Source organism: Hafnia sp. (genome assembly GCF_036648275.1).
GTDB classification, from domain to species: domain Bacteria; phylum Pseudomonadota; class Gammaproteobacteria; order Enterobacterales; family Enterobacteriaceae; genus Hafnia; species Hafnia alvei.
On the sequence record NZ_JAVXIQ010000004.1, the window covers coordinates 101,292 to 113,983 of the forward strand.

Below are 12,692 nucleotides of genomic sequence, written 5' to 3' on the forward strand. Positions count from 1 at the left end.
TATTGAAATCAACCTGAACGAATAAATGCTGTACTTCCTCGTTCGTTCACACTAAATCAAGAATGATTTACAGAAAAAGTGCATACAAAAAATGTATAATCTGTCTAATAGCAATTGCACGGTTGTCATATGAATATGAATTGTAGGTTTTTTGTTATTTTATTAGCATCATTCACACTCAGTGCGTGTATCGTACAAGAGCCCAAAGATATTTCTTTGGACGATGCTGCAACAATGATTAATGACAATGATACGCAAAATAGCAGTGTGGTTAAAAGTAAATTTGGTGTAACAACGGGAGCAGGGTGCCTAGAAGCATTAAGCTTTCTGATGAAAGAAGAACCTACTAAGTATAACGATCTTGCCGCTGCGTATCATGACATCGCAGAGGGATATCGATTTTTGGATGAAAATAGCAACATCATGGAACCTGATGCGCGTGAAATGTACTCGATGTCGCTTAGTATGAGAAACGATGTGCTTTGCTCCAAGCTTAAGTTTGCAGGTTTTCAACTTCTAAAAGATAAAATGAATTTTTAGCAAAATATTCGATGTTCTTTCAATTTATATGACAGCTGGAAATATTCCTAGCTACGTCTGACAGGTTATTAGTTAGATGCAAAAATCCAACGCTGGCGTAGTTCTTCATGACTTATGCCCAAGAGGGAGAACTGGCTACCGGACAGCGTTGAATTCTGATAAATATTTTATTCTAGATTTTTCTTCAACGAAACAGAGAGTCTCATCTATCAAAAAGGCGTATTTATGCTAGGCACAATACCCGCCTTTATGATGAGAGCCGGAGCCACCGTAGGGGTGCTCGCCTTTTGGACATGCGATTGCTGATGCCGAGGCGGTTCCAAGCATTGCCACAATTAATAATGCTAAAATCTTTTTCATTAATTCGTCCTTAATTAATATTGAATTCATTTGTAGTGGATATGTATTGCCGATAACTATAAATATCCACCAGCGAGTGTATAGCTTTATTGTTTAGCGATCGATTAGAAATGAGTAAATAAATTAATATTTTATTATTTGATTAAAATGTTCAAATAATTCGCATGCCATATATTTCTTGATCTAATGAATTCTTATTTTGATAACTATTGCTTGATGAATTACTTGCTGCAAATGAGAGGCGGCTTAGTGCTTAGCTGCATCAGTTTCTGAATGAAAAATTGGGAGGTGGCCATTAATTATGAAACTAAATTGCTGCCTTAAATATCAATAAAATGTATAGTTTAAATATTATTTATACAAACCTTCTCCAGAGAAACACACCAATGACCATAACGCTTCGTCATGAAACACCGCAGGATATCGATACCATAGAATCAGTTACCGCTAGTGCATTTTTAAATGCGGAACATACCGATCATAACGAGCATTTGATCGTTAACGCGCTCAGAGATGCCGGAGCACTCCCTCTTTCGCTGGTGGCGTTGGATGCTCAACGTCTAGGTGATCAACACATTGTAGGGCACGCTTCTATTTCGCCTGTGACCATTAGCGGCGGTGAGTCAGGTTGGTATGGTTTAGCGCCGGTTTCCGTTGTTCCTGATTTTCAAGGAAAAGGGATTGGTTCTATGTTAGTTAAACAAATTCTTGCTGAATTGAAATCTCTCGGTGCAGCAGGGTGTGTCGTGCTCGGCGATCCAGGCTTCTATGGCCGCTTTGGATTTGTTGCCGATGATTCGCTGGTTTTGCCACAGGTTCCTGCTGAATATTTTCAGACCTTGGCATTCAAAGGACATGTTCCAGTGGGGACCGTTGAGTTTCATGCCGCATTTAGCGTAACGAACTAGGTTTATCCACACTTACGAGCCGTAAAGCCCAAACTGTGGCTTTACGGTTTTTTCAACATAATGTTGAAAAAATGATTTTTCGTTGATATTGTATCCTCCATTCTCTGCATGCGCTTCAGCGCCATCTGGTATTCAGCCTCTATGAAGACTTCGGTAAACGATCCTTGTATTTCTGATGTCACTGATCCTGCCATCATCAGTGAACGTACATTAGTTGTTAAAGTATTACGCAGCGCGCTGCAAATGCTGGGGTGCGTTGTCGGACGCAATACCGAAGTCGTATTGCATGATCTAACTAATCCTCAGAACTCAATATTGGCAATCGCGAATGGACATGTTTCTGGGCGCCAAGTGGGCAGCTCTGTTTTAGCAGGGCCACAAAATGATAGGGGCTTTTCTGCTGTGATGCAGGAGATCCAAGACGTTTCAAGCGATGAACCTTCTGTGGTGGGGGGTTATGAGACGTTGACTCGCTCGGGCAAAAAGCTGCGCAGTGCGACAGTGGTATACCGTGACGCTCAGGGACATCCGTTTGCCAGTTTATGTGTTAACTCTGACATTAGCGGTATTGAGGCTGCTCAGGCGTGTTTAGCTCAGCTTTTGGCGACGGGCGGGCAGCACGAAAATCAGGCATCAGAGCCGCCCGATATGGAATATCTGATGACGGAAATTATTCAGGGCGCAATGCAGCATAGCGGCACGAAAAACGGTGCCATGAATAAGAAGGCTAAGCTTGAGGCTGTACGTCAGATGCAGGATCGCGGCATCTTTATTGTGAAAGGCGGAGTGGAGAAGGCCGCGAAGGCGCTGGGTGTCACTCGCTATACGATTTATAACTATCTGGAAGAAATCAGACAGAGCCAAACTGTCGCCAAAGCTCAGACATCATCGAGGAAAAAATAATGCAAATTGAAATCTTTCAGGTAGATGCCTTTACTGCTCGTGCATTTGGCGGTAATCCTGCAGCCGTATGTCCGCTAGACGAATGGCTTGATGACAGCACTTTGCAGCAGATTGCGACGGAAAATAATTTGTCTGAAACCGCATTTTTTGTGCGTAATGACGAAATGATAGAGCTTCGTTGGTTTACTCCGCTGGTTGAAGTTGATCTTTGTGGCCACGCCACGTTAGCCACAGCATGGGTGTTGTTCAACCATTTCCATGAAAAAAGCCGTGTGTTGAATTTTTCAACGCGTAGCGGTGCGCTGAGTGTGACGCGCGACGGTGATTTTTTGGCAATGGATTTTCCTGCCAAAAATCCTGTTCAAGTTGATATTCCTGATGGGTTGGCTCAGGCGCTTAATCTATCAGTGCCTATTCGTGAAATTTATAAGGCCGACGATTACATTGTGCTGGTGGATTCGCCTGACGATATCGAAAGCCTTGAGCCAGATTTTTCTCTGCTAGCTAACTATCCCGTACGCGGCGTAGTCGTTACGGCGGCAGGGAGTCAGTTTGATTTTGTTTCACGCTGGTTTGGCCCCAACGTTGGCGTGAATGAAGATCCTGTCACGGGATCTGCACATACCTGTTTGGCTCCAATTTGGGCAGAGAAAATGGGTAAGAGCATTCTTACCGCTCAGCAAGGTGGAAAACGAAAAGGGCAGTTACGTTGCCAATTGCATACTCACGCCAACGGAGAGTCGCGCGTTATTATCAGCGGGCAAGCGGTGCTTTATCTCCACGGGACGATAACAGTTTAATTTCTAACTTGCCTAAAGGTGAAAACAATGACGACAAATATTCATCGCTTTGCCAGTGAATTACCTTTTCCGTTTGCTAAAGCCGTACAAGCTGGCGATTTTCTGTTCTTATCAGGACAGGTATCGATGTCTGCCGAAGGTAAACCGATTTACGGCAGCGTTGCGGAACAAACTGAAAATATCATGCAAAGCATCGCGAAAACATTAAGCGAATGTGGTTCTGATTTAGATTCAGTGGTTAAAGTCACCGTCTGGCTATCTGACATGAAACATTTCGCTGAATTTAATCAAGTCTATGCAACTTATTTCAAGCAAGGTTTCCCAGCGAGATCGGCAATTAGCTGCGATCTTGTGATGGGATTAGATGTTGAGGTTGAAGTACAGGCCGTCATCAAAAAATAATTAATATTTATAATAAAAAGGCCTGCAATTTTGCAGGCCTTTTTATATTTGAAATTCTATTTATACACTGAAAACTTCTTGGTAATCGGTTTTAGTGCTTCAGAATCGCCAAACAATGCAATAGCAATAAAGTCTAGCTTATCAAGTTCGGTATTTAGCGTGTCTGAAATTTGCTGTTCAGCGGAATGAGAAAGCATTGTACTCGTAAAGAAATTATAAGTAACACCCGCTTCATTCGCTTTCTGAGTCGCCGTGGCAAGTTGACTACTATTTTTAGCCTGTAATACAACGACAGGGTAGTGGCTCAAGTTGGCTTTTAATCTACTGCTGGCATTTTGATATTCATCAAACACGTTGCCTTCGGCACAGACTGTAATTCCAGAACTAAGGTGGCAGGCTGCATTCATCAGCGTACTGACTTCATGATTTCGATTAAGAATAACATAAAGTTTCTTTTCGTTATCTTCGTACATTTTATTTTCTCATCTAGATATATGCCTTTAAATATATACAATCAAATGGATTCATTCAATTATTATATTTAAATTATTATCGATGATGTTTTTATTTGGATGCAAAGTGAGTGTTTAAAAAAAGATATCAGTTTTTAGTTCGAATGTTAGTGGGAAAGTGTTGCTGTGTGCAAAAAAAGAAAGCCGCAACAAATATATGCTGCGGCATAACATTAGCCTTGATGTGGCATCAAAGAAGGGTCTGCAACTACGGCGGGTTTTTGGCTGACAAGAGCCTGCTCATCTTGAGAAATGCTCCCACTGTTGTCTGCCCATGTCCCTTCCATCGTTTTCGTAACATTCTGATGTTGATAGTTTAAATCTTGATTTTGGGCTGCAATGTGCGTGCTTTCTGTACCACCGCTATTGTCGGCCCATGGGATCTGCATGTCTGCGGCGAACGCAGTACTGGCTGTTACTGTAGCGAATACAACAGATAAAATTAGCTTTTTCATACAATGCCTTATTTTGAAATTAGAATATATTTCTATGGCGTCCATTGCTGTGTTGAAAATTTCCTTATTTGATGGGTTTATTCTCGCGCTTATTGACTATGAATAAAATCCATTAAGTGAAGCCTTATGTATATATTCGTTTCATTTATGAAATACATAAAAATATTGTATTTTTAAATCTTAAAGCTATATGGCATTTTTGTTATTTACTTTGAGTAATTAAAAAGCCACCCGAAGGTGGCTTTAAGCAGAGCGCTGAAAAAAGATTAAAACTGATAAACTAAACCAACAGCGACTACGTCATCGGTAGAAATACCGTTCTCTTTGTAGAAGCTATCGTCATTGTCTAACAGGTTGATTTTATAATCAACGTAGGTAGACATATTTTTGTTGAAGTAATAGGTAGTACCTACAGAAACGTATTTAACCAGATCTTTGTCGCCAATGCTGTTTGCTGCAGATTGCGTGTTGGCGGTGTAGAGATCTTTGCCTTTAGACTGCAGGTAGGAAACTTCGGGACGCAGACCAAAATCGAACTGGTATTGTGCCGTGACTTCAAAGTTTTGAGTTTTATTTGCAATCTGATTGCTATCGCCATCGCCATATGGCGTCATGTTGTTAGTTTCAGCATACATAGTCGCTAAATAGACGTTGTTAGCATCATATTTCAGACCAACAGTCCATGCATCAGCTTTGTCACCGCGAGCGGTAGATAGATTGGTTTGTTGGTCGGTACGATCGGAGGAAGCATAGCTTGCACCAGCGCTGATACCCATACCGAAGTCATAAGTGGTCGATAAGCCATAACCGTCACCGTTCTGATGCTGAACGTCACGTGAGTTATTGCTCAGTTTTTCATTGTCATTATTGATGCCATCGTTTTTACCTTGATACTGTACTGCAACGTTCAGGCCATCAACTAAACCAAAGAAACCAGTATTACGGTAAGTTGCCACGCCGTTTGCACGACCGGTCATGAAGTTATCAGCCTGAGTATAAGAGTCGCCCCCAAACTCTGGCAGCATATCGGTCCAGCCCTCAACGTCGTACAGCACGCCGTAGTTACGGCCATAATCGAATGAGCCGTAGTCGCCAAATTTGAGACCTGCAAAACCTAAACGAGTGAAGTTACCGTCGCTGCCATTACCTTCAGTGTTATTTACCTGAACGTTATATTCCCACTGGCCATAACCGGTCAGTTGGTCTGTAATCTGAGTTTCACCCTTGAAGCCAACACGTACGTAAGACTGGTCGCCATCTTTGCTTGAGTCGTCAGAGAAATAATGTAGGCCATCAACTTTGCCATACAAATCTAATTTGTTGCCGTCTTTATTATAAACTTCAGCTGAGTGAGCTGCGCCTGCTGCCAACAGAGCGGGAATAACCATCGCCAATACTTTTCTTTTCATGATAAAATCCTTGTTATTTTTCGTGTGAATAAAAAACACTTAATCATAGGTTTTAATTAATCATTACAGCCATTAGATGCTAACGATTAAGTTCCATTTATCTGTAAGTGTAATTTGTAATAAGATAGCTGAAAGTGATAATAAACATGTCGTCTGCAATCTTGATTATTTTGATGAATGTTTTTGGTATGATTAATTAAAAGATAATTTTCAGTTAATTCAATACTGATTTATTTTTAATTGTAAATGGCTTACTGCTTTTTTTGCATTCTTGCTCACAATTTATTTTTTATTTTGAAAATAAAAAAGCAGACCGAAGTCTGCTTTTATTTATTATTGGAATATAAAATTAAGCCGCATTTTCTGGCGTTATGATAGGGCGCTGAACAGGAACGTTGAGATACGTCATAATGCCGTCTGCGGCATGTCGACCTTCAGCAATGGCTGTTACAACTAGGTCGGCACCGCGCACTGCATCACCACCGGCAAATATTTTTTTATTGCTGGTTTGATAAGGAATAGCCGTCTCTACGCTGGCGATAATTCGCCCCCATTGATCCAGTTTTACGTTTTCTGCTTCGAGCCAAGGCATTTTATGCGGGTTAAAACCAAAGGCGATGACCACGGCATCGGCAGGCATGACAAATTCGGAACCTGGAACGGGCTTCGGTCGACGGCGTCCTGCGGCATCAGGTTCACCCATAACGGTTCTTAGCATGCTGATGCCGGTAACGCACCCATCGTCATTAATTTCAATGCTCAGCGGCTGCACGTTAAATTCAAATTCAACGCCTTCTTCGCGCGCATTTTTAACTTCTTTCTTCGAACCCGGCATATTGGCTTCATCACGGCGATAGGCGCAGGTTACCGTTTCTGCGCCGTGGCGGATGGAGGTACGCACGCAGTCCATTGCCGTATCTCCGCCGCCCAGCACCACAACGCGTTTGTTTGCCATATTGATGTAGGGTTCTTCTGGGAGCTCAGGTAATCCCATAACCTGCTTGGTATTTGCAATTAAGAAAGGTAGGGCATCGTACACGCCTTCAGCGTCTTCGTTTTCTAAACCGGCTTTCATTGATTGGTAGGTGCCTGCACCGACAAATACCGCATCGTAGCTCTCAAGTAATTCATTGAGCGTAATGTCACGGCCGATTTCAGTGTTTAAATGGAACTCAATGCCCATCGCAGTAAATATTTCTCGGCGATGCGCCAGAATAGATTTATCCAGTTTGAACGAAGGAATACCAAAGGTCAGCAGCCCACCGATTTCAGGGTGACGGTCATAAACGACGGCTTTAATACCGTTGCGCGCCAAAATATCCGCACAGCCTAACCCCGCGGGACCCGCACCGATAATAGCAACGCGTTTATCCACCGGTTTCACGTATGAAAGATCGGGTGTCCATCCCATTTCAAAGGCTTTGTCTGATATGAAACGTTCTATGTTACCCACGGTAACGGCACCGAACTCTTTACCCAGCGTACATGAACCTTCACAAAGACGATCTTGTGGACACACGCGTCCGGTGACTTCTGGCAGACAGTTTGTTTGATGCGAAAGCTCAACGGCTTCCAAAATACGACCTTCTTTAACTAGTTTTACCCAATGCGGTATGCGGTTGTGTAATGGGCATGTCCATTCACACACGCTGTGGCTTCCGCATGACAGACAACGGCTGGCTTGCCCGCTGGCCTCTTCTTGGCTGAAGGTGGGGTAGATCTCAACAAACGTTGCCTTGCGAATTGCAATCGGCTTTTTCACCGGATCATGCCGCGCAGGAGTGCTCAGCATCTGCGGTACTTTGCTCGGTTTCACTGAGCGATTTGGCATCACGATAGGCGCTGCGGATTGGAGTACTTTGCTGGCGCTGCCGTCAAAGAGTAATCCTGAGTCATCGTTCATCATGGCGCGAAGTTGGCGCTGGCGACGCAGATTATTTAGCGTTTCATCATCGATCAGCTTTAATGCATTGCTTGGACAACTGGTGACGCAGGATGGGGCATCGGCGACGCCTGCGCACAGATCACATTTGTGGGCGTTAGCGATAACACCGTCAGGCAATGTTTCTGTGGGCGCTGGCTGGGTAATCACTTCCATGGCGCCAAAAGGGCAGGCCACAACGCAGGTTTTACAGCCAATACATTTCTCTTGAATAACTTGAATACTGTTGTCGCGCTTTTCTATCGCGTGGTTTGGGCACACGTTGGCGCAAGGTGCATCTTCACAGTGACGGCATAATACCGCCGTGTGTTTGTGCTCAAGTTTGAGCACGTGAATTCTTGGCTGGAATTGTGCAGGGGTTAGCACATGTTCGCCGTGATTACGTGCCATAACACAGGCAACTTCACAGGCCCGGCAACCGATGCAGTTTTTAGCATCAGCAATAACAAATCGATTCATAACGACCTCACCCACGTCCGGTTAAAATTATTAGTTTTGTTCCGGTGATGCACATAGCATGCAAAGATTAGGGAAAATGACTTATTGAAGGCTAAGGAATTAGCCAATTGTGCAACGTATCACATTTACCCTATGGTTATTGCTCAAAAGAACGGCAATAACCGAGTGAAGATGCGCTGAGTCAATTTTCAATCGTAATAGATTTTGGATTTGTTTATTCGCGATATCAAAATGACACACCAATGTCATTTGATGTGTAGTTATTGATAATCAAAATAGATAATTAATTATTTCAGACTGAAACCTTTCAGCCCTGAAATAGTAAATGAGAATATTAGGAAAATTGGGGGACTTATTCATTCAACTTCATAATGGTAATAAAAAAGCGATGCCAAAATGACATCGCTTTTAGGGTTATTTGCTAATGAATGCTTATTCGTCGCTATCGGTAATCGGTTTACCCGCCATTTGGCTTAAGAACTCAAAGCGTTTTTTCAGATCAGCAGCGGCATCACGATACAACTGCTGAGCGACTTCGGGTTCTTGCGTATTCAAGCGGCGGAAACGCTGTTCCTTGAGCAAGGTATCTGCCAGATCGATGGACGGCGGACGAGAGTCCAGCGCCAACGGCAGTTTGCCTTCATCACTGCGGCGTGGATCAAAGCGGTAGAGCGGCCAGAATCCGGTGGCGGTGAGCTGCTTCATTTGTTCATGGCTGTAGGCCAGATCGTAGCCGTGCTCTTCACATGGACTGTATGCAATGATTAGGGATGGTCCAGGATATGCCTCAGCTTCTTGGATGGCTTTCACCGTTTGGTTAAGCTGCGCGCCCAAAGAAATTTGTGCAACGTACACATGGCCATACATCATCATACTGACGCCCAAATCTTTGCGCGCCTTACGTTTTCCATGCTCACCAAATTTCGTCACCGCGCCCAATGGCGTAGCCTTGGATTGCTGGCCGCCGGTATTGGAGTAGCACTGCGTATCCAGCACTAATACGTTAATGTTTTCGGTCAGGCTCAAGACATGATCGAGCCCACCGAAACCAATATCGTAGGCCCAGCCATCACCACCGATAAGCCAAACAGATTTATCAACCAGATAGTCGGCGTCGGTGATTAACTGACGAGCGTCGTCAGAGTCGATTTTCTGCAATTCAGTACGCAGTTTTTCAACCTGAATACGACGTTCTTCGTTCGGTAGGTCGGGCTGATGAAGCTCATTAAGCAACTCTGACGGCAACTGCTCAGCTAGGCTGTCCAACAGGCGGTTAACGCGTTGGCGATGCTGATCGATGGTTAAACGGAAGCCAAGACCAAATTCAGCATTGTCTTCAAACAGCGAGTTGGCCCAAGCAGGACCGCGGCCATCAGCGTTAGTGGTGTATGGCGTGGTCGGTAAATTACCGCCATAAATCGATGAACAACCCGTTGCGTTAGCAATCAGGAGGCGATCGCCATACAGCTGAGTTAGCAGCTTAATGTAAGGTGTTTCACCACAGCCGGAACATGCACCCGAGTACTCGAACAGCGGTGAAATCAGCTGTGAAGTACGGATATCAATACGCTCGATTTTACTGCGTTCGATCTCTGGCAGTTCTAAGAAGAAGTCAAAGTTCGCTTTCTCTTCCGCCAAATGCTCTAAGCGCGGCTTCATGTTAATCGCTTTAATCTCAGGATTCTGGCGATCTTTCGCAGGGCACACTTCAACGCACAGATTACAGCCGGTGCAGTCTTCAGGCGCAACCTGCAACACGTATTTCTGTCCACGCATATCACGCGCTTTGACGTCCAACGAATTCAGTGATTCAGGTGCATTCTCCATCTCGTCAGGGGCAACGACTTTGGCACGAATCGCGGAATGCGGGCAGGCAGCAACGCAGTGGTTACATTGGGTACACAGCGGCGCTTCCCAAATCGGGATCTCTTCGGCGATGTTGCGTTTTTCCCAACGAGTGGTGCCCGTTGGCCAAGTGCCATCCGGCGGGAAGGCCGATACCGGTAAAGCATCGCCCAGGCCAGCTAGCATGGCGGCGGTAACGGTTTTCACAAAATCAGGCGCTTCATCGGAGACTACCGGTGGGCGCATTGCGCTGGTGTCATCGATAGGCTGTAGCGGAATAGCCGTTAATGCGGTACGTGAAACCGCCAGTGCCTGCCAGTTGCGCTCAACGATTTCATTGCCCTTACTGCTATAGCTGCGCGTGATGGCATCTTGCAGCAGTTTAAGTGCATCGTCGCTCGGCAACACGTTGGTCAGATGGAAGAATGCCATCTGCATAACGGTATTGATGCGGGCGCCGAGTTTGCATTCACGGGCAATTTTCGCCGCATTGATAATGTATACCTTGGCTTGACGCTGGTGCAGCAACGCTTGCACGTCTTTAGGCAGGTTATGCCAGATCTCATCGGCGCTGTAAGGCGTATTGATCAGGAAAACTCCGCCCGGTTTCAGACGTTCGACCATCTGATATTTTTCAATAAACTGCCACTGATGACAGCCAATGAAATCGGCTTGGCTAATCAGGTAGGCTGAATTGATCGGGTTATCGCTCACGCGTAGGTGAGACACCGTCAAGCCGCCGGCTTTTTTGGAGTCGTAAACAAAATAGCCTTGGGCGTACAGCGGGGTACTGTTACCAATGATCTTGATGTTGTTCTTGGTAGCGGACACCGTGCCGTCGCTGCCTAAACCATAGAAGAGCGCTTCTAAACGTGTGCGCTGCGGCAGAAGTTCGTCGCTCAGCGGCAGAGATAGTCCGGTCACATCATCAAAGATGCCCACGGTAAAGCGTGGACGTGGGTTATCAAGTTTCAGCTCGTTAAATACGGCTAACGCACAGTCGGGGCCAAACTCCTTGGAGGAAAGCCCGTAGCGCCCGCCGATAACGCGAGGCAATGTGTTGCGCTCGCCGCGGCTAAATGATTCAGCCAAAGCAGTCATTACATCAAGATACAGCGGCTCAGCTAACGCACCCGGTTCTTTGGTTCGATCCAAAACTGCAATGCGAGTTGCGGTGCTTGGCAGCACTTTCAGCAGATGTTCGGCAGAGAAAGGGCGGAACAAGCGCACTTTCAGCACGCCGACTTTTTCATCTCGGCTGAGAAGGGTATCAACGACTTCTTCACAGGTGCCAATAGCAGAGCCCATCAGGATCACGACACGCTCAGCTTCTGGATGACCGTAATATTCAAATGGCTGATAGTGACGACCGGTCACCTCACCGAATGCCTGCATGGCATTGGCGACGTGCTGATAGGTTTCTTGATAATAAGGATTGGTTGCTTCGCGTGACTGGAAATAGGTATCAGGGTTAGCTGAGGTTCCGCGGATCACCGGATGATCTGGCGTTAAAGCGCGTGCACGGTGCGCATCGATGGCGTCTTGCGGCATCAATGACTTAATGGTGTCGTCAGAAAGCGGAACGATTTTATTGATTTCATGAGAGGTACGAAAACCATCAAAGAAATGAATAAAAGGTACGCGACTGTTAAGCGTCGCTATATGGGAAATCAGCGCGAAGTCTTGAGCTTCCTGCACGCTATTGGCGCACAGCATGGCACAGCCGGTTTGACGAACCGCCATGACGTCTGAATGGTCGCCAAAGATAGACAATGCGTGTGTTGCAACGGTTCGCGCTGCAACGTGCAAAACGAAGGGAATAAGTTGGCCTGCAACTTTGTACAGGTTGGGGATCATCAGCAGCAATCCCTGCGATGATGTAAACGATGTCGCCAAAGCGCCCGTTTGCAATGCGCCATGAACGGTGGCTATCGCGCCGCCTTCAGACTGCATTTCAACGACGCGTGGGATGTCGCCCCAGATATTGCGGCGTCCATCGCCTGACCAAGAATCTGCTTGTTCCGCCATGGTTGAGCTTGGCGTAATAGGGTATATAGCAATAACTTCACTGGCTCGAAAAGCCACTGAAGCCACTGCGTTATTACCATCAGTGGTGATCATTAAATGTACCTTTTGTTGCTCACAACGTAATACCGT

10 protein-coding genes are annotated in these 12,692 nt (G+C 45.4%); 5 read left to right on the top strand and 5 right to left on the bottom strand.

What is annotated here, in order from left to right; translation table 11 throughout:
• Positions 1–129 precede the first annotated feature (129 nt).
• The 5 genes from RSC70_RS05710 (at position 130) to RSC70_RS05730 (ending at position 3,913) form a co-directional block, all read left to right on the top strand.
• Positions 130–540, top strand: coding sequence for a hypothetical protein (locus RSC70_RS05710; protein WP_332541988.1), 411 nt, complete (start codon positions 130–132; stop codon positions 538–540).
• Positions 541–1,286: 746 nt separating this feature from the next.
• Entirely contained in the window at positions 1,287–1,808 is a 522-nt protein-coding gene (locus RSC70_RS05715; RefSeq protein WP_332541990.1) for a GNAT family N-acetyltransferase, read from the top strand.
• Between the two features lie 141 nt (positions 1,809–1,949).
• Positions 1,950–2,711: a helix-turn-helix transcriptional regulator gene (locus RSC70_RS05720; protein WP_332541992.1), complete on the top strand. Its 762-nt coding sequence runs from the start codon at positions 1,950–1,952 to the stop codon at positions 2,709–2,711.
• Complete coding sequence (locus tag RSC70_RS05725) at positions 2,711–3,511, top strand: PhzF family phenazine biosynthesis protein (RefSeq protein WP_304186053.1); 801 nt, start codon at positions 2,711–2,713, stop codon at positions 3,509–3,511. Before RSC70_RS05720 ends, RSC70_RS05725 begins: the two co-directional genes overlap by 1 nt.
• A 27-nt stretch (positions 3,512–3,538) precedes the next feature.
• Entirely contained in the window at positions 3,539–3,913 is a 375-nt protein-coding gene (locus tag RSC70_RS05730; protein ID WP_103009675.1) for a RidA family protein, read from the top strand.
• A 56-nt stretch (positions 3,914–3,969) separates the two neighbouring features.
• Here RSC70_RS05730 and RSC70_RS05735 read toward each other — a convergent pair whose 3' ends face one another.
• The 5 genes from RSC70_RS05735 to nifJ form a co-directional block, all read right to left on the bottom strand.
• Entirely contained in the window at positions 3,970–4,386 is a 417-nt protein-coding gene (locus RSC70_RS05735; protein ID WP_130999232.1) for a DUF2000 domain-containing protein, read from the bottom strand.
• Positions 4,387–4,598: 212 nt separating this feature from the next.
• The gene (locus RSC70_RS05740) at positions 4,599–4,880 is read right to left on the bottom strand and encodes a hypothetical protein (RefSeq protein ID WP_040045166.1); all 282 of its coding nucleotides are present in this window, start codon (positions 4,878–4,880) and stop codon (positions 4,599–4,601) included.
• Between the two features lie 266 nt (positions 4,881–5,146).
• Entirely contained in the window at positions 5,147–6,289 is a 1,143-nt protein-coding gene (ompC, locus tag RSC70_RS05745) for a porin OmpC (protein WP_332541993.1), read from the bottom strand.
• Between the two features lie 349 nt (positions 6,290–6,638).
• The gene (gene aegA, locus RSC70_RS05750; RefSeq protein ID WP_332541995.1) at positions 6,639–8,690 is read right to left on the bottom strand and encodes a formate-dependent uric acid utilization protein AegA; all 2,052 of its coding nucleotides are present in this window, start codon (positions 8,688–8,690) and stop codon (positions 6,639–6,641) included.
• 432 nt (positions 8,691–9,122) lie between these two features.
• Complete coding sequence (gene nifJ / locus RSC70_RS05755; protein WP_282814255.1) at positions 9,123–12,656, bottom strand: pyruvate:ferredoxin (flavodoxin) oxidoreductase; 3,534 nt, start codon at positions 12,654–12,656, stop codon at positions 9,123–9,125.
• Between the last annotated feature and the right edge of the window lie 36 nt (positions 12,657–12,692).